Here is an 18398-nt window from a genome sequence, read left to right as displayed (position 1 = left end):
AATAGCGGATTATTTCAATTTTTCCTGGATAACTTCCATAGCTTTGTCCAGCTGAGGATCCTTGTCATTTTTGTAGTCATCGGCAGTCATTTTGACTTCAATGTCGGGATTGATGCCTTTTTCCATGATATAATCGCCGTTGGGCGTGAGCCATTTGGCCACAGTAACTTTGACGCTGGAGCCCTGTGGTAGGTCGATGAGCTCCTGGACAGTGCCTTTGCCGAAAGATTTTTCGCCGATAAGTGTCAGGCCTTGATCGTCTTTGAGTGCTCCAGCTAAGATTTCTGAAGCGCTGGCGCTGCCTTCGTTAATGAGTACGACAGTTGGGATGCTACTTAAGCTGTCCCCGCCTTCAGTGAAAAAGCTGTCTTTTTTTCCAAAGCTGTCCTCTTCAGTGACCACAACTTTTCCCTTGGGAATCATCCGGCTAGCAATAGAGACCGCCCTGTCAAGGAGCCCGCCTGGATCGTTGCGCAAATCCAAGATGATACCCCTGGTATTCTTGGCTAGCATTGTTTTCATCGCTTGATCAAATTCTTTGTCCGTATTCTCACCAAATTTAGTGATTTCAATGTGTGCAATATCTCCTTCCTTGAAATCCAGCTTGACACTTTTCACTTCAATCGTATCGCGAACGATGGGAATTTCTTTCGTATCTTTCTCGCCATTTGGCAAGATAGTCAATTTTACTTCTGTGCCTTTCTTGCCCCTAATGAGCGATACAGCTTCGTCGATTGTCATATCAGCAATCACTTTATCGCCGATCTTTATGATCTTATCGCCAGCCCGTAGCCCGGCTTTTTGAGCTGGTGATTCGTCGAGCGGGGCGATGACTGTCAGCAAGTTATCTTTGATGCCTAGCTCTGCTCCGATACCATCAAAACTGCCACCTAAATCTTGAGAAAAGGCTTTGTTTTCTTCTGGGTCAAAAAAGGAGGTATAGGGATCTCCGGTGGCTTTCAGCATCCCGGAAATTGCGCCATAGACCATTTTTTGAGCGTCAAGGTCTTTGCGGTTTATATGTTTTTCTTTGATGGTATCCCAGACTTTCCAGAAAAGCGAAAAATCCACCCCATTATTGGCAGATTTATTTTCTAAAACAGCTTGTCCGAGTGAAATATCTTTGGTAACAGCTGGCGCCGTATTTTTTCCACGACTGAATCCGAGGGTATAACTGGCGAAAGTAACTGCAACGATAAAAAAAATCAATAGGCCTTTTTTGAATATTTTTCTATTTTTGGCAAGTTCATCTTCGGGGTATGTTTTAATCGGTTCGCTTGCTTCGCTTTCCCTTTCTTGGTTTAATTGTTCTAGCATTTGAGTGTGTATTATTAATTGATTTTTGGCAGTGGTTTTCCTGCGTATTTTATGAAATATTTTAGCGCACTGGCGATATGTTGCCAAGCCAGGCGGTTTGAAGCCAGGGTTTTTAGGAGACTTTTTCCCGCCGAGCCCTTGCCATGGTAGTGATAAATTTTTGCATCGGGATCATAGACAACACGGTAATTATTTTCCCAAAAGCGACGGCACCAATCTGTATCCTCAAAATACATCTTGAATTGCGGATCTAATAGGCCGACCTTGGCAATGGCTTCCCGTTTGGTCATCAGCGCCGAACCCATCAGCCAATCAACATTCCTGATGCTGTTGTGATCAAAGTCCTGCATCAAAAAATTGGCCAGGTGTTTTTTGGCAAAATTAAATTTCCCCAAAAAAGTTCTTCGATAAACAATCGTGAGCGGAGTATAGAAACGAAAGCTGGATGGCTGAAGCTTTTCATTAAAACCAATCAGCTGCGGACCAACAATGCCGACATTGGGATTATTTTTGATAAATTCGAGCAGTGTCTCGATTGAATTTCTTTTGATTAAAATATCCCCATTGAGAATCAATATGAATTGGCCAGTACTTTTCGCATAACCGCTCCGCACTAGCCCGCCAAAACCCAGATTTTCTGCTGATGGAATGAACAGCACATCCGGAAATTCTTCCCGCATCATTGTTTCCGTCACCTCTTCCGTGGCGCTATCTGAAACGATCAACTCATAGTCGGTGCCGGTATAATTTTTTTTGATGGAAGTCAAACAGAGCTTCAAGAGTTCAGGATTTTTATAGCTAGTGACAATAATTGAGAGTTCCATCGAAGAATCGGATAAATTTAGTAAACTTAGGGCTTGCTTTGTTTTGCGTTGCTTGCGTTATTTTGGCTTAATGTCAGATTGCGCTGGCAGAGTGAATATATTTTTTGCCATTTCATGAATTTTGTCATAATTATCGCCGATCGGGAGAAGGATATATCCGGCCGCGCCATTTTCCGGGTGATACAAGAATCCTTCGTCAGAATTTTCCAGCACTCTTTGATAGATTTGAGCGTCCGGGATGGTTTTATAGAGATCATACATTTTTTGCATTTCCCAAAGTTGCATATCTGTTCTGACGTTATCTCCAAGACTATTAAGCATTCCGTTTAGTTTATTAAAATCAGTCAGTGTTCCAGCGCTAAGCATCTTGTCTTTTACAAGCTGGATCACTTGCTGTTGCCTCTTGGCTCTTTCGAAGTCGCTGGAAGTCGCTCGAGAACGGACGTAACAGAGGGCATTCTCTCCATTTAGTGTTTGCTTGCCGGCTGGTAATTTGAAATCTCCCCCGCATTCTAATGATTCTTTCGGTGCGGTGCAAAGTGGGTATTTGGGAATTTTTCTTTTCACAACAACGGACACGCCCGCGGCATTTGTCTGATGGCTTTTGACAATCTTATTCTGCCAATTGCCTGTCGGAATAGTAAAAAAAGAATCGCAAACGTGTTCCTCATTAAATTGCATCGCTTCATCAAATGGTTTTTCCAATGTGATGTCGACTCCGCCAATTGCATCAACCAGTTGTTTAAATCCGCTGAAATTGATGCTCGCGGCATAATGAATCGGAATTCCCAAAACATCGCCAAGCGCAATTTTCATATTCTCTAATCCCTTACCCTTTCCATTTTCTTCACCATAGGCATGAACGGCATTGATTTTTTGCTTGTCGCCTGTGCCCGGCACAGTGACATAAAGGTCGCGTGGAACTGAAATCATAGAAACTTTGTTTTCGGCCGGTAAAATACTTACCACGATAATCGAGTCGGCTAAAGTTCCTCCGCCGACCACGCCTTCACCGCGCATACCCAAAACGGCGATATTAACTCGACCGTCTTTTTCTCCCTTAAGCTCATCTTTCACGCCAGGAATTGAGTGTGCGATCGAATTAAAAATTCCACCTCCGACGGAAACCTTCTTAATCACACTATCCGCCTTCCATAGAGCGGCGCCTCCCACCAAAACAAGGACGAGTAAAATTCCCAGCGTAATTTTAAAGCCCTTTTTTTGATAAAAACGCTTTTTCATTAGGGAAACATTTTTTTGTGCTTTTGAATTAAACATGCAGTTTTAACATTTTTCGCCCTAGATAGCGAAATAGTATGTAGTTTAAACTAATTATATAAACCCAATAAATACGCTTGGTTTGCTTCAGATAAGGCAAAACAGGAAATTTACCATAACCTCTTTATTTTACATTTTTTTCAATATTTGTCAATGTGTTGGCGAGAATATGATCCTCTGCGAATTCTTCAAAAATAGCGTGAACTTTTTTGGCGGTTATCTCCCAAGAAAAGCCCAACAGACGCTCTTTTTCATTAGTTAACAATTTAGCACGCAAATCTTTTTCGGTTATGATTTTGAGTAATTTTTTCGACAAATCCGCGCTGTTGCTAGGGGTGAAAAATAGTGCACTGTCCTTGGCTACCTCACGATGAGGCGCAATGTCAGAAATTAGGCATGGCAATCCTACGGAAAATGCTTCCAAAATCGGAATGCCAAAACCTTCATAGAGCGATGGAAAACAAAAGCAATCCGCCAGGAGCATGATGGCTTTTTTATCTTCTTCTGAAATAAAGCCAGGAAGAATAATTTCATCTTTTTTTAGCGTGCAGCGTTGAATCATCGCATCAATATTTCGGTCATAGTTATGCCCTTTTCCGCCAGCCAAAACCAGCTTCATTTCTGGCAACTGCTCTTTGATTTTCGCGTAAGCCTCAATAAGGACTGGCAGATTTTTTCTTGGCTGAAGCGTCCCAAGATAAAGGATGAATTTTTTCGGTAAACTATATTTTTGCCGAATTTTTTCCAATTCGATTTGTGAATGAGTTTGTTTCAAAAAATCGTCCGCGACTGCGTTGTAGATATAGTTGACTTTTCCTTGATCGGTTTTGTAGTATTTAATAATTTCGCTTTGGGTAAATTTTGAAACCGCGATTATCTTGTCCGCCCTTTTCAACGCCAACGGAATCAGTGTGCGCAAGAAAAAAAGATCGCTGAATTTGATCATCCGAGGAAAGACGCAAAACGAAACATCATGGATGATGGTGAGAATTTTAATTTTTTTCGGCACAAAAAATGGCGTAATGTATTGCGTGAGATAAAGATCAATCGGATGCTCTCGGAGATATTTTGGCAAAGTCCAAAAATTCCAACTGAACTTATTCTTCGTCGTAAGCGCAGTGATTTTAAAATTAGGTTTACTGTTAATGCCCAAATCCTGTTTTATTTGCACCAAAGTTTCTTGATCTGAGATGTCCGTAAAAAGTTGATATATATTCTTGCTATCAATCAGCGCCAAATTTTTCACTAGATTAAAAAACACCGCCTCATCGCCGGTTCTCTTTTTGCCAATATTACGAATGTCAATGCCAATTTGCATAATTGCCTTTAATACGACTGAACGCACCATTTAGATTCAATAAAAGGTTCTTATTCTTTATTGTAGCACTATTTGGGTGATTTTAGAAAAGCGTTAAACTTTTTTTGGGACTCCTCGAAGGTAATCGGCATATTCTCGCCATCCGAAATTTCCAGCATATTGTTAACATCACGCATGAGATAATAAAACTTGGAACGCTTTAAAAAACCCTCGTCTATTTTCCCTGCATAAAAAGAAAGGACTTTTTCAGGAAATGAATCGCCATAATACCAGAGTCCGGAAAAATCCAATGCCGGATCGGCGATTTCTACGTCAGAAAAATCGATAACACCAGTCAAGCTCTTTTTCACTGGATCAATAAAAATATGTTCTGGCTTAATATTCGAATGAATGACTACATTTTCAAAACCAGCAGATGTTGCAGAATATTGCTCAATCTGATGTTCAATCCAGCTTATTTCTTCTTTTTCCAGCCGAGGAAAAACTAACTCTTTTAGTTTCTGCAAAGTATCACCGAGCTGTTCTTTGTTCCACCAATAACTGCTTCTTGCCTCTCCAAAACCATACTCTTTAACAAAATCGATTGGAGTTTGATGCAAAATAGACAAAAAATTTCCTAATTGTTTCGCGATTTGTTCAATTTGCTTTTCCTCGAGTTGATTAAAAATTTCTGGTTGCATCTCAATGCCTGGTATTTTCACATATCCGCCACAAGGAATATTCTCTGCTACATAAGCGTAGTGAGGAATGGGCAGGTTTAGTTTTGTCTCTAGGTATTTAAGCAATTTTAATTCCGACCTAAAACGGAGATCATAACCAACTCTTTTGGGAAAGCGAAAAACAAAATTATCGTCCAGCAAAATCACATTATTATCCCAACCTTTTGTAATAAGTTCGGCACGCGAAAAAGAAACTTCTGGAAAATTTTCTTTTATCACCTTGAGATATTCTTCTTTTGATTCCTTAATCAGCATAAGCTTCTATTTTTTAATTCACTCACTTATTCTATTATACCAATAAAAACAAAGCCATCCTAATTTTCAACCTTCTATATTAAAAAATGAAAACCTCGCGCGGAATTTCCGTTTGAGGTTTTCTGATGAATTCGGATGAATCACTAAGCCTTCCGAGGGACATTTTCTTTCACGTTTGTGCGCGTAACCGTCCAGTGAAAGTCTCTAACAACAGAGGTGGCATATCGAGTTGTGGCTGTGAATTCGCTTTATGGGCCTCAATAATCTCATTGATGATGTAGATTCTATGTATCACCTCGAGAGTGCCTTGGGCGCGCCATTCGTCCCCGAGACCAACTTCAATGTCGCCCTTTTTGAGCACTCTTGGGATCTCGCCATGAAGCAAATCTTGGTCAGTGATAACTTGATTATATTTTGTCATAGCTCTGAAACCAAATTTCTTCAATTTATACCAGTAGCTTCTCATGACAACCTCGAGCAACGCCTTGTCTCTGTCGCTGGGAGAACCAATCAGGTCGACAATATATTTTGGCGGGATGTGAACACTATCTTTGGATCGAAGATGCCAGTCATTGAAGAATTTAAAATAATCACCAAGTTCTACAATCGGAATCGCAAGGATAAACACGCCAAATTCTCCATAATTGAATGCTCCTCTGATGAAGTGTGTAGCTATGCTGACCATATCGTGCACAGTATGCTTTCTGTGCCAGTGATGATCTTCGGGCAAAATAGCAATCGCCAAATCACTGCTACACGTAAAACCCTCTGCGCGAAACTCTTTGTAGTGTCGCGGCCATCTTACGGGAAGCAGGATGTAAGCTAATCGATCTGTCGCCTGACTGAACAGCTTTTCCAAGCCTTCTTTGTAACTTGGTATATTTTCAGCCGGGCGTCGCCAGTCTTCTTCGGTGAGACCACGTCTTCCGCCAAGCACTGACGATACTTTGAAAGTATCTGGTGACGAATCTAAGAAATCAAAAATATGTTTCAGAAATCTGTGAACATGTATTGTTTCCAAGAAATTACCAGGATTCATCTTGGACACGTCGGCGACTTCAGCTTTAACGATTTCCCTTGTTGAAGCTGAATTTTTTCCAGTTAAACCCTCGATTACTTTAGTTATGCTCAAGTTCATCTCTTTCTCCTTTTAATGTGCGGTTTTTGGTAGAAATCTTTAGATAAAGATAACCCCGTAAACTAGCCTAATTTTGATTTTTTGTCAAGCTAAAAATAGAAGGGGGCGGATTCAAACCCTAAAACTCTTTAACATCGCACATTCGATGTTTTCAACACACAATCCAACGTCAATGTTTTAGAATTTCTGTTTTTCCCATAACTCATACAGTCTACCCTTAGCAGCGTACAATTCATCAAAACTCCCCGACTCAATAATTTCACCTTTTTCAATTACTAGGATTTTGTCCATCTCGCGAATAGTCGTCAAACGATGCGCTATTACTACTGCGGTAACTTTTTGAAAAACCTGGTGCAGCGAATCCTTAATTTTCTCCTCTGATTCCAAATCCAGATGGGAAGTAGCCTCGTCTAATAGTAATATCTCTGGTTGCTTATACACTGCCCTCGCAATTCCCAGTCTTTGTTTTTCCCCACCCGAAAGCTTGATGCCCTTTTCTCCAATAAATGTATCAAGTCCCTGCGGAAGCTTATTAGTGAAGTCAGCTACATGCGCAATCTCAAGTGCCTTGGTCAAATCTTGCTTTTTTCGATCTTTTGGGCTGGCAATTGTGATATTATCGCGCAAAGTAAAGTTGAAAACCTCAGTATCTTGCAAGACTACTCCGACTTGCCTAAGATATGATTTCTTTTTGATTTGCTTTAGCGATAAATTGTCAAACAAAATCTCGCCCTGGTAATTTTCATTTTCCTTGAGTAGTAATTTTAGCAGTGTTGATTTGCCCGCTCCAGAAAGTCCCACCATGCCAATGCGTTCTCCGCGATTTATTTCAAATGAAATATTTTTAAGTACCTCGTTTTCTCCATAAGCGAACGACAAATTTTTGACTGTGATTTTTTTCCAATTCGCGGGAAGTTCAATTTTATCTTTTTCAGCATCAATGATCACCGGCTCATTTAGTGTTCTTTGCATGCGCGCTATGCCGTACTTGCAAACAATTAAATCCTGTGTCGTCTCGGACAATTCATCGACAGAAGCAACCAAGCTATCAAAATAACCATAGAACAGAACAAGAATGCCTACTTCATACTTTCCCTGCGCGATGCCATATATAATTAAAACCATTATCCCAATCCTGAAAAATGTTGTCAACAAGCTAACACTTATAGCACGGAACTGAAAACGAAAAATACGTTTTTTTATTTTACCAAAAAGTTCTGTGATTTGATCGTTTATAATTTTTAAAAGCCTTTCTGCCATAGCCAGCACCTTCACGCTCCTTATGTTATTAATGGTTTGAAACATTAAACCCGAAACACCCTCTTCCATAATATCAACCTCTTGCGAAACAGAAGACGCCTTTTTTAAAAGGAAAAAAGAAACAGTAAAATAGCTAGTCAAAAAAACGATCATCGCCACGCCCACGAATCTATCAAACCTACTTAAAATAAAGATCATACCGACAAAGTTGACCCCAATCTCAATTAAATTATTTATCCACATACGCAAAATACGCTCCAACCCATCAGAGCCCTTTTGGATTCTTTTTAACTTATTTCCCGCATTTTCTTTTTCATGCCAAGCAATATCAAGTAGTGCTAGATGATTAATCACTGCGATTTGAGAATCAAGCGCAACCCTCTCAGCTACTTGATAACCAAGATATTTACCAAAAATTCTAAAAACATACTTGGAGACATAGGCGGCAAGTAAAATAATTAGGGTAATCCAAGCATACTTCAACGATTCTCCAATACTGTATTTACTAAAAAAAGTTACTATAAGAGCAAACCCGTATGCAATATACAGATTTGAAACATCACTAATAAATCTGGAAAGTGACGCAATAAAAAAACGCCATCTGTATGGTTTTAAAAAATTCCAGATGTCTACAATAAGCTTTTGGTTGGAATATTTAATCAGATCCACGTCTTGCTCTTTTTTGGCTATTATCATCATTTTTTATCAATTATCCCTAATTTCTTTCTAATTTTAATGCACCCGCAATCCCCAGCCAGACCCAAAAGAAGCCTAGCATTATCCCGGCATTGAAGAGGTTGAAAATTACTAAGCCGGTCCAGGAAGCGAGGATAAATAGGGCGAAAGTCTTTTGTTCTGGGTCAGTTTCTTTGAAAAACAAAATGATTGCTCGAATAAAAATTGCGCCTAAAATTATGAGCAGACTCAAAAATCCGATGAGGCCGCTGCCGAGGTAGGTTTCTAAGAAAATATTACTGGAATTGAGATTTACTCCTCGCGGATCTTTTCCCAGCACTTGCGGGATATTTGCCCAGCCGATGCCCAAGATTGGATGCGCCTTGATTTGCGAGAGGCTATTGCGATAGACTTCGGCGCGCACGCTAACATTAGGATCATTGCGATTAACTTCGGTCACAAATTTGCCCTGATTTTTTTCTGTTGCAATTTCTTCCAGATTAATTTGGCGGCAACCGTATTGTGCTAATTCAGAAACATCGTGAATTGTTGCACCCGTAGAGACGAGGCATTGCCTCGTCTGTACGCAATTTGAATCGCAAGCAATCGTGATTTTCTGTTCTCCTCCAGTGCTCACCGCGCGATTAAATAATTGAAAAGTGGTCAGATGGAAAAAATAGATCGCCCCGAGACTAATGACGAACGTACAAATTATTCCCAAACTAATTTTCATTGCCAGTTTCCATTGCCAATTACGAAAGTTAAATTTTAAATTAGTTAGGATGGAGAAAACAAACAAAACAGTTGTGACTCCTACTCCGAGCCAGGCGCTGCGTGAAACGGAAATAAGTAGTAGTGCAAAAGTAAGAATCAAAAAAACATGAACTGAAATCAATATGAGGCGACCAGTGGCCTGCTCTTTTTTTTGCGTGTTTTGTTGGAAATAATAAATCAGCGCATAAATTCCTGCGAGGGCTAGGAGAAGATAGAAACCGAGCCAGTCCGGTTCAGTGAGCGTGCCATTTGGTCTTCCGGGCATGACAGAAAAAGAATTGATTCCGTGAGCAAAGCGGATGTTTTGCCAAAAGCCGTAGAGTATGATGACGAAAGTGGAACTGAAGAAAAATGGCAGGACTTTTTTCAAGTCCGTTATATTTTGAATATAATTTCTCGTTAAAAGATAAAGCGCGACAAAAGAAATAAGCACTAATGTCAGCTTCAGCCCAACCCCTGTGTTTGGCGCATTGAAAACATTCAAAAGACTAGCCAGCGGAATAAGAAAAACTAGATAATCCAACCAATTCAATCTGGTCAACTTAAAATTCAAGTGTTTAGAAAAAAACCGAATTGTGACTGCGAGAAAAAGCAGACCGCCGATAAGTTGATATGGGCGAACAGCTAAACCCAGTCTTACCGGAGCGAGATTGATGTTTTCCAATGCAATTGTACCGATGAAAAAGAGAAACGCCCAACCAGGACGATAGAGCGCAAAGGCTAAAACTAAAACAGTAAAAAAAACGAAATCCCCCGTCCTCATCGGAAGCAAGCCGAGATTGTTAAATAGAATCAAAAAGAAAAACAAAAAAACGTTAGTTAAAACTAGGTAAGTTTTGGTGTTATTTAGTTTTTCTGCTAGTTGTTTGATATATGAAAACATAAAAATTCAGTGTAATCAGGAAAATCAGGTGCTAATCAGTGGTTTTGTATTATATTATAAAACCTCCCCACAAACTTATCCCAAGAAAAAAACTTGGCACGTTCACGACCTCTTTGTGAGAGGACGTCACGCAAATGCGCATCGGTCAGCACTTTTTTCATCACGAGCGAGACTTCCCTTGTGTCATCCGCGTGACAATATAGCGTAGCATCCAAACCGACTTCAGGCAAGGAAGAATTTTTGGCCGTGATGACTGGCGTGCCCTGATTCATTGCTTCCAGCACCGGCATTCCAAAGCCTTCATAATGCGAAGGGTAGATAAAAAATAGGGCATTTTTGAAAAGCGCCGGCAAATGTTCCTGTGGCACAGCGCCGAGAAATTTGACATATTTAGTCAGGTTCAATTCTTTGACTAACTTTTCCGCGTCAATCGCAAGAGACAGATTGGGTTGCAGTTTTCCATAAATCACTAATCTTGGTATTGTTTCGACAAATTGCAGATTTTTATTTTTTTCTAAAAGCAATTTGTAGGCCTGAATCACCCCGTCGATATTTTTTCTAATCTCCATTCCCCCGCCGGCAAAAATGTAGCCGGGACTTAATTTGTATTTTTTTAAAACTTTCCGGCTATTTTCCAATGTGGCCGGTTTTTTGTAAAGCTCATCCACACTGATATAACTTGTAGAAATTCTGTCCGCTGTAATATTGAGATATTGCACAAGGTCTTTTTCCGTCCTTTTTGAGACTGTCAGCACCTTGTCCGCCTGTTCAATCGCTCGCTCAGTCAGAATCTGATATTGCCTTTTGCGCGCGTTGTTGAGATATTTAGGAAAAAGACTGGGCACAATATCATGCACCAGCATTAAGTGTTTCGTCCCCTTTTTGAGAATGGTCGGACATTGATAGAGACTGAAAAAAAGGTCGCATTTATCTTTTTTTACGCGCCGGGGCAAGAGGTATTTTTCCCACCAGATTTTGCGGATCAAGTCATCGCGCCGATAGATGGGCAGAAAAATCTTTTTTTGAAAATTTTCCGGCAAAACAAAATCTGCTGGCAGATCTTCTTCCAGATAGAGAATAAATTCCAGATTATTTTTTTGTTTTATTCCTGCCTGTCCGGTAGGCAGGTTTTTTGCTTCTTCGGTAATCAACTTTTTTAAAAAGTTGATTGTAACTTGTCCAATACCCGAGTAGGGCTTGCGACAAAAGGAAGCGTTGATTCCGATTCTCATGAAGGCACAACTTTTAAAATAAAATTATACTACTGATTTAATTATAGCACACTTTTTTCTGATCAAAGCAAAAAATCGGAGCCAGGCTCCGGAGCTCCGGAGCCTGGCTCCGATTTTTTGAGCGATCACAAATGCTTTACGAAAAAGCATCTTTGAGCTATACTAGAAACAAGATAATAAAGCTAAAAAAACAAATAATTCGCATGTCCCCCATTCGTAGTGGGGGTTCGCGAAGCGAAAAACGTTATGTTTTCATTGCTAAAATTAATCATTTGGATCTGTGGGGTGGTGGTTGTCGCCTATTTTGTCCTTAATTACTTTGGCTATGAAGTTAATAAGGACTACTTCAATGCTAGCAAGGTTGAATGTCAAAAGAAGCTGGATGAATGCAAGGGCAAGCTGATTCACAATGGCGTTGATGGCGCCAAGTGTGATTTTAATTGCGCTGATCCGAAATTAATCATTAATAAGAAAAAATAATGAAACTGATTGTTAATATTCCCGCATATAATGAAGAAGCAAAAATTGGAGAAACAATTGAACGCATCAGAAAAAGCTTTTCCGCTGATTTCTATCTCAGTGGCGAAGGAGCAAAGATTTCTGAGAAATTAGTCCAAATAGTGGATGATGGATCCAGTGACAACACAGTCGAAGTTGCCAAAAAAGCCGGGGTGGATTTATTGGTTTCATACAAACCCAATCGCCGTCTTGCGTATTCTTTTAAACGTGCCGTAGAAAACGCCTTAGAGAATAATGCGGATTTCATGGTGAACATCGATGCGGATGGGCAGTTTGATCCTAGCGACATCCCAAAGCTTCTCTCCCCGATACTCACTGGAAAGTGTGATATGACGATTGCCAATCGTTTTGGAAAACACGAGGCTAAGGATATGCCAAAAATAAAATACCACCTCAATCGCCTGGCGGCCAGGATGATTGGTTTTTTTCTTAATTACCCGATTGATGACCTGACTTGTGGATTCCGCGCGCATAACCGTGAAACGCTTTTGCGCCTCAATATTACTAATGTTAGTTTTACCTATACCCAAGAAACAATCATTGATGCAATCGGTAAAAATTTGAAATTAGCCTGGATTCCGGTAAAAGTCCAATATTTTGCTGACCGGGAAAGCCGGATTGTGAAATCGGTCTGGAAATTCGTTTCTAATTCAGCCAAAATAATTTTGAAAGCTGTGCGTGATGTGCGACCGATGAAGTTTTTTGGCGTGCCGGGACTCGCTTTTGTAGCTGCATCTTTTTTAGTTTTTTGTCTATTTCTTATTCAATATTTTCAAACCTTCCAAATTACTACCTATCGCAATTATCTTTTTCTTTCGGCAGCGCTTCTCTTTATTGGATCACAGCTGCTAATTTTTGCACTGATCGCTGACATGATCAAGACTAATCGCAATCTGACTGAGGAGCAGATGTATTTGCAAAAAAAGGATCGGCTAAAGAAATAGTATCTTCCTTATGGCTACAGTGAAAAAACCACGTATTCTTTTTATTTCCCATTCTTATCCGCCAACTTTTGGCGGGCTGGAAAGGCAAAATCAGGAAATTTTTGAAGCGCTTTCCAAAATAACCGAAACAAAACTGATTGCCAACACGCGCGGAAAAAAGTTTTTGCCAATCTTTATTGCTTGGGCATTTCTCAAAAGTCTTTTTATTCTTTCCAACTATGACGTCGCGCTTTTTGGCAACGGCATCCCCACTCCAATCGCAATCGTCTTGAGATTTTTCTATCCGCGAAAAAAATATATTGCCATCATTCACGGACTTGATGTGACTTTTGCTAAAAAGAAAAGTATCTTGGGAAGAATATATCGGAGCATCAACATTCCCTCCCTTAAAAAATTCAATCGTCTCATCATGGTTGGCAACGAAACGATTGAAGAGGCCGTGAAAGCGGGGGTGCCACGCGATTTGTGTGTTTTTATTCCCAACGGCATCAATCCTGAATCGATAATCATAGAAACTAATCGCCAAGAAATGGAGAAAGTTTTAGACATGAATCTAACCGGCAAAAAAATCATCTTGCGCGTGGCGCGTTTCGTTCCACATAAAGGTGTCGAATGGTTCATCAGAAACGTCATGCCGGCGCTTCCTGAAAATTATGTCTTTGTGTCCGCGGGAGGAGTTGTTTCATCGGCAATTACCGGAAATGAAAATGCTTTTGATAAATGCCAAAAAGCGGCGCGAGAATTACATCTTGAAGACAGAGTGAAACTAATTGGCAACATTCCCGAGAAAGATAAATTGGTATTATTCAACGCGACTGATTTGTACGTTTCACCAAATATCAAAGTCCACGGAACAATGGAAGGTTTTGGAATCAACGCCATCGAAGCCGCCGTTTGCGAAAGAGTAGTTCTTGCTTCCAATCATGAAGGCCTCAAAGATGCGATTATTGAGGGCAGGAATGGATTTTTAGTTGAACCAGGAAACGCAAACGCCTGGATAGAAAAAATAAAAGAGCTTCTTGAAGATGACGAATTTCGCAAAGAATTCGGAAAAAAAGCCAAACAATTTGTCATGGAAAATTTTGTTTGGGAAAAAATCTCCCAGCGCTATCTTGAGGAAATTGAAAAAACATTATGCTAGAACTCTTCCAATCACAAATCAGTTTTTATCTGACAATTGCGCTAGTGCTTTTTGTGCCAGGCTATTTTATGCTCCTGGCTTTTTTTGGCAAAGAAAAATTGGGCGTGCTGGAAAGGTTTATTGCCGCCACTGGCCTTAGTATTCTCATTACAGATTTTCTGATGCTTGTGATGTCTCGAGTCGAGATACTTTTCACCAGAGCATCCCTAGTAATCACGCTACTGATTTTTAGTGCGAGTTGTTTTTTAGTCTATCGAAAAAGATTCAAAAAAGCACCGGGAGTAGCCGAGACAAAAGCCTCCTCCGATTTTTCTTTCAAACAAACCCTTCTAATTATCCTGATTCTTTTCTTGTCTATTTTTATCCGCTCAGTTTATCTGCAAAATAATCTACCATCTTCCAGTACTGATCTGGGCCATCATATGTATTGGTCAAAGCTATTTGCCGAGTCGGGAAAAATTCAAAATTACACACAAAGGGAGATTGTTTTGAAAGATGGGGCTTACCAGATTGATGCGCCCAAACCAATCAGCGATTTCGTCATTGGGGAGCATCTAATATTCACCGCGATTAGCCTTATTTCTGGTGCCAGTTTTATTTCTGCTTTTCCTGTCTCCGTTCTACTCTTTATAAATATTTTCAGTCTTTTGGCGGTTTTCATCCTTTCTCTGCGCCTGTTCGAAGCAAGTCCGCAAAACAAAAATATTGCTATTTTTGCCCTACTATTTTGCGGAGCGCTATTTGTCATAGATCCTCCTCAAGCCAAGTTTGTCGGTGGAGGAGTGATTGGCAACATCCTTGGCAACCTACTCATTCCACTCACTTTTTATTTTTATGTCCGTTTTCTTCGCGAAAAAGAAAGTGTCTTTTTATTTTTCGCGCTATTTTTTTCAATGGGATTATTTTATACCCATCACCTCTCGGGACTAATTTTTCTTTTGACTTTCGTTGGATTTGTTGCACTTAGCTTTCTGTTTAATTTTCAAGAAACAAAACAAGTTTTTTTTAGCCAAAAAAGATCCTGGCAATCTCCTCTTTTGCTTGCTTTCTTGGTCTTTTCTCTAGTCTTTGTGTTTATTATTTATACCCCAACGTACCTTACCAATAGTGCCGTAAACACAGTTGTTGGCGCAGTTAAAAAAATTGAACATACCGGACTTTCAATACTCCAGTTTAGAAATGTTTTAGGTGAGGCGCGTTTTGCGCTGGGCGCTTTCGGCATACTCCTGTTTTTAGCACCATTGCGAAAAAGTATCTCCCGCTATTCTTTTCTATTGCTATTTAGTTGGATTTCAGTGATTACGCTTATTTCTCTTGCGCCGGGACTGGTAAAAATCTCTATTCCTTCCGGACGCGTTGCAAACTATGGAGTCTATCCATTCGCAATCATCAGTGCGTTTGCGTTTATTTCTGTTTTTGGTCAAAAAGATTTTCATAAAAATCTCCTCGTTCCTTTTGGCCAAAAATTAATTATCGGCGCATTTCTTCTGCTGTTTATTTTTATCAACCTGGATGGATTTTCTGATACCACTATTTATCTAAAAGGGAACGATTCAGCTAAAAAAACATTTCAAACTTTTAACGCCAGCGAGTATCTCGCGACTAGAATGAAAAAGACCGATCTATTAGCCTCCGACCACGTCTATCTTTTCGCTGATTCTTGGGTGAAGTTATTTTTTATGCGGGACTATTATTTCCCAAGTTATCGGGCAAATTTCGAGCGCTATGAAAACGGCGTCGATAAGAAGGAATTTTGTACGCGCGACATGATTTCTAATCCGGGCGGGGAATTGGGGGAAAAATGCTACTCAGATTTGGGTACTAATTTCGTAATGGTGAACAAATTAATGGACGGAGCGCAATTTCGAAAACTGAATAATTTCTGGCAAGTCTATTCCAATGAGGAAATAAATATTTATTATCGCAACAAATAAGATGAGTAGTGAAAAAAAAATCATTTTTGCTTTAGTTATTTTGTTATTTTTCAGTTTTTGTTTTCTTTCTTATTTTGAAAAAAAACAACTCCAGCCATCTGATGCTGGTTGGGAAATCTACTTTGAAGATCCCCAGTCTGATAATCTAACCTTCATTATCGAAAACAATACTAAAACAAAAAAAATCCATTGGAAAGAAATGGCTGGAGAAAGCAACGTAATAATAAAAGAAGCCGACATCCTTGTCGTCTCTGGACAAAAAAGCACCATTCCCCTCTTGAATGAAAGTGATGGTGAAAAAATTACAATTGAAGTTTCAGATGAACTGGGCGGGAAAAAGGAAATCCATAAGCGCTTTAATTAGCCGCATAGATCCGGATAAAATTTTTGGGTCGATCATCAATATTCAATTCCCAAACCGCCTTGCCAAGTGATTTTTTGCCTATCTTGTTCCAAGTCTTAACATTGCTCATCTCTCCCCTTCTGGTCATGACATAGTAATCGATTTTTTTGTCTTGTGCTTTTTGCGTAAAGTTATCATACCCCGTCGCTTGGACGCAGGTGCCATCAAAAAAATAGCAAACGCCCCAATAATCCGACCAGACATTCAAATTTTTTGAATCAGGCAAAGCATTTAGCACTTGCGCCGCTTCATAGCCGCCATAACCCCAGGCGCCGGTGATGATTTTATCTTTCGGCAACAAATCATTGGTATAGTTGAAATAGTAGGGTTTAATGAGCCAAAGACTTGTGCTACTAACGACTATCACAAGAAGCACTACTACAAATCGATGGGAATTTTTCATCCGACTCAATAGAAATTCATCAAAAGAAAATGCCGCCAGTAGCATCAGGATCGGATAAAGCATGACACTATAGCGGATATTGACCAGGAGATCTTGCTTGAGTACTGCCGCATAAAAAACAACGATAAATGAGGAGCTGATAAAAACTAGGAGCGGATACCTTAATTTTCCAAATACGCCCTTGATCCACAGTGCAATCAAAGACAATAGCGCCAGTGGAGTCAGCGAGAAAACTAAGGGATATATTTCCAAGAACAATTTATCAAAAAAATCCTGTCGGCGAAAAGGATAATCATGCCCGGCATCAAAATTCATCCCCTTGATCAAAAGGAAATTGTCCCCTATTGACCAATTTATCAAAACCAAACCAGTTATAAATGCCACTACGAAAAACAACAATCTACGTAAATAGGGAAAAACCAAATTAACATAGCGAGATAAAAGAAAACTATATCTCGCTCCCAAAAAATGCGCTTCGAGAAAGAGCAATAAATCTACCCCGATCACCGACCAAAAAATCGGCGCCATCCCCTTGAAACCAATTGTTCCATAATAGAAAAAACTTGGACTGATAATCACTGCTGGCATCAAAATGGCAAAAACCGCAAAGGATCCCGCCAAAATCAGGAGATATGCCGGCATATGCCTTTTTACTTTTTTAGCCAAATCCCCTTGTTCTTTTTCTTGTAAAAGATAAAGGAGCACAATTATAAAGAAAAAGGGAATAAAAATAACAGCTGAATATTTGCTCAGAAGAGCAAAACCAAATAATATTGAGCACAAAAAGGCATCTATTTTTTTCCCATATTCCAGGTAATTCAAGAGAGAAATTAGCGCGGAAAAGGAAAAAACCCATAACAGCGCATCGGGATTGATAATCTGAGAAACACCGATAATGACCGGATTGAGTAGGATGAGAGTGGTTGCGGTCAGGGCCAACCATTTATTCTTTGTTAGACGTTTGACGGCCCAAAAAATGAACAAAGAAAAAAGTCCGTTGAAAATTAGGAGCGGAACACGAAAAGCTCGATTGATCTTTTCCGTTTCTACGGAAGAAAATGCACTTTGGTAATCAGGCGAATCATCGGGACGCTTATTCAAGCCGTCTTCAAAAAAAATTCCAATTCCACTGACGTAGGCCAGCATCACGCCAGGCTTGTCATTGATCCTCGTTCCTAGCCAATTTTTCGTGGCAATAGCCTTCCAATAATCATGGATCCTGCCTGCCGTCGAATCATATATCCAATAATGTTCATCAGCGGTTTCGAATTTTGAGATATGATAAAGGCCGAAAGAAAGATATAGCCCGAGCGAAATGAGAAGAATCAAAATGATTGCGCCAGTTTGTCGTTTGCTCTTTAAGCTCATTCATTTTAACTTA

At 39.9% G+C, this 18398-nt stretch carries 15 protein-coding genes; 5 read left to right on the top strand and 10 right to left on the bottom strand.

What is annotated here, in order from left to right; all coding sequences use genetic code 11:
* Positions 1-9: 9 nt before the first annotated feature.
* The 9 genes from WC848_03200 to WC848_03160 form a co-directional block, all read right to left on the bottom strand.
* Entirely contained in the window at positions 10-1317 is a 1308-nt protein-coding gene (locus WC848_03200; GenBank protein ID MFA5961662.1) for a S41 family peptidase, read from the bottom strand.
* Positions 1318-1331: 14 nt separating this feature from the next.
* Positions 1332-2141, bottom strand: coding sequence for a glycosyltransferase family 2 protein (locus WC848_03195; GenBank protein MFA5961661.1), 810 nt, complete (start codon positions 2139-2141; stop codon positions 1332-1334).
* A gap of 57 nt (positions 2142-2198) precedes the next feature.
* Complete coding sequence (locus WC848_03190; protein MFA5961660.1) at positions 2199-3419, bottom strand: LCP family protein; 1221 nt, start codon at positions 3417-3419, stop codon at positions 2199-2201.
* A gap of 124 nt (positions 3420-3543) precedes the next feature.
* Positions 3544-4737 carry a glycosyltransferase family 1 protein gene (locus WC848_03185; protein ID MFA5961659.1) on the bottom strand — a complete coding sequence of 398 codons (1194 nt, stop codon included), beginning with the start codon at positions 4735-4737 and terminating at the stop codon, positions 3544-3546.
* Between the two features lie 68 nt (positions 4738-4805).
* Positions 4806-5711, bottom strand: coding sequence for an aminoglycoside phosphotransferase family protein (locus WC848_03180; protein MFA5961658.1), 906 nt, complete (start codon positions 5709-5711; stop codon positions 4806-4808).
* A 169-nt stretch (positions 5712-5880) separates the two neighbouring features.
* Positions 5881-6849: a hypothetical protein gene (locus WC848_03175; GenBank protein MFA5961657.1), complete on the bottom strand. Its 969-nt coding sequence runs from the start codon at positions 6847-6849 to the stop codon at positions 5881-5883.
* Between the two features lie 177 nt (positions 6850-7026).
* The gene (locus tag WC848_03170; GenBank protein ID MFA5961656.1) at positions 7027-8808 is read right to left on the bottom strand and encodes an ABC transporter ATP-binding protein; all 1782 of its coding nucleotides are present in this window, start codon (positions 8806-8808) and stop codon (positions 7027-7029) included.
* A gap of 16 nt (positions 8809-8824) precedes the next feature.
* Positions 8825-10441: an O-antigen ligase family protein gene (locus WC848_03165; protein MFA5961655.1), complete on the bottom strand. Its 1617-nt coding sequence runs from the start codon at positions 10439-10441 to the stop codon at positions 8825-8827.
* Positions 10442-10476: 35 nt separating this feature from the next.
* Positions 10477-11673, bottom strand: coding sequence for a glycosyltransferase family 1 protein (locus WC848_03160; protein MFA5961654.1), 1197 nt, complete (start codon positions 11671-11673; stop codon positions 10477-10479).
* A gap of 246 nt (positions 11674-11919) precedes the next feature.
* On the opposite strand from WC848_03160, the gene WC848_03155 reads away from it, so the two are divergent.
* From WC848_03155 to WC848_03135, 5 genes are read left to right on the top strand one after another with little or no spacing between them, the layout of a single operon-like run.
* Positions 11920-12153, top strand: a complete 234-nt coding sequence (locus tag WC848_03155; GenBank protein ID MFA5961653.1) for a hypothetical protein — start codon at positions 11920-11922, stop codon at positions 12151-12153.
* Positions 12153-13136 (top strand): glycosyltransferase family 2 protein, encoded by a 984-nt coding sequence (locus WC848_03150; GenBank protein MFA5961652.1) that lies wholly within the window; start codon positions 12153-12155, stop codon positions 13134-13136. Before WC848_03155 ends, WC848_03150 begins: the two co-directional genes overlap by 1 nt.
* A 10-nt stretch (positions 13137-13146) precedes the next feature.
* A complete protein-coding gene (locus WC848_03145) occupies positions 13147-14277 on the top strand; it encodes a glycosyltransferase family 4 protein (protein MFA5961651.1) in 1131 nt (376 codons plus the stop codon).
* Positions 14271-16211: a DUF1616 domain-containing protein gene (locus tag WC848_03140; GenBank protein ID MFA5961650.1), complete on the top strand. Its 1941-nt coding sequence runs from the start codon at positions 14271-14273 to the stop codon at positions 16209-16211. The genes WC848_03145 and WC848_03140 overlap by 7 nt, the downstream gene beginning before the upstream one ends.
* A 1-nt stretch (position 16212) precedes the next feature.
* Positions 16213-16575: a hypothetical protein gene (locus tag WC848_03135; protein ID MFA5961649.1), complete on the top strand. Its 363-nt coding sequence runs from the start codon at positions 16213-16215 to the stop codon at positions 16573-16575.
* Here the strand turns inward: WC848_03135 and WC848_03130 are convergent.
* Complete coding sequence (locus WC848_03130) at positions 16568-18385, bottom strand: glycosyltransferase family 39 protein (protein MFA5961648.1); 1818 nt, start codon at positions 18383-18385, stop codon at positions 16568-16570. The genes WC848_03135 and WC848_03130 overlap by 8 nt on opposite strands.
* Between the last annotated feature and the right edge of the window lie 13 nt (positions 18386-18398).

The sequence above is a fragment of the Parcubacteria group bacterium genome (assembly GCA_041659505.1).
Classification (GTDB): domain Bacteria; phylum Patescibacteriota; class Minisyncoccia; order Moranbacterales; family UBA2206; genus UBA9630.
Note: the sequence above shows the minus strand (reverse complement) of the source record. Positions and strands in the feature narration are given on the sequence as shown.

Coding starts and splice junctions, on each gene's coding strand:
- WC848_03200 (MFA5961662.1), bottom strand. CDS start 1,317: ATGCTAGAACAATTAAACCAAGAAAGGGAAAGCGAAGCAAGCGAACCG.
- WC848_03195 (MFA5961661.1), bottom strand. CDS start 2,141: ATGGAACTCTCAATTATTGTCACTAGCTATAAAAATCCTGAACTCTTG.
- WC848_03190 (MFA5961660.1), bottom strand. CDS start 3,419: ATGTTTAATTCAAAAGCACAAAAAAATGTTTCCCTAATGAAAAAGCGT.
- WC848_03185 (MFA5961659.1), bottom strand. CDS start 4,737: ATGCAAATTGGCATTGACATTCGTAATATTGGCAAAAAGAGAACCGGC.
- WC848_03180 (MFA5961658.1), bottom strand. CDS start 5,711: ATGCTGATTAAGGAATCAAAAGAAGAATATCTCAAGGTGATAAAAGAA.
- WC848_03175 (MFA5961657.1), bottom strand. CDS start 6,849: ATGAACTTGAGCATAACTAAAGTAATCGAGGGTTTAACTGGAAAAAAT.
- WC848_03170 (MFA5961656.1), bottom strand. CDS start 8,808: ATGATGATAATAGCCAAAAAAGAGCAAGACGTGGATCTGATTAAATAT.
- WC848_03165 (MFA5961655.1), bottom strand. CDS start 10,441: ATGTTTTCATATATCAAACAACTAGCAGAAAAACTAAATAACACCAAA.
- WC848_03160 (MFA5961654.1), bottom strand. CDS start 11,673: ATGAGAATCGGAATCAACGCTTCCTTTTGTCGCAAGCCCTACTCGGGT.
- WC848_03155 (MFA5961653.1), top strand. CDS start 11,920: ATGTTTTCATTGCTAAAATTAATCATTTGGATCTGTGGGGTGGTGGTT.
- WC848_03150 (MFA5961652.1), top strand. CDS start 12,153: ATGAAACTGATTGTTAATATTCCCGCATATAATGAAGAAGCAAAAATT.
- WC848_03145 (MFA5961651.1), top strand. CDS start 13,147: ATGGCTACAGTGAAAAAACCACGTATTCTTTTTATTTCCCATTCTTAT.
- WC848_03140 (MFA5961650.1), top strand. CDS start 14,271: ATGCTAGAACTCTTCCAATCACAAATCAGTTTTTATCTGACAATTGCG.
- WC848_03135 (MFA5961649.1), top strand. CDS start 16,213: ATGAGTAGTGAAAAAAAAATCATTTTTGCTTTAGTTATTTTGTTATTT.
- WC848_03130 (MFA5961648.1), bottom strand. CDS start 18,385: ATGAGCTTAAAGAGCAAACGACAAACTGGCGCAATCATTTTGATTCTT.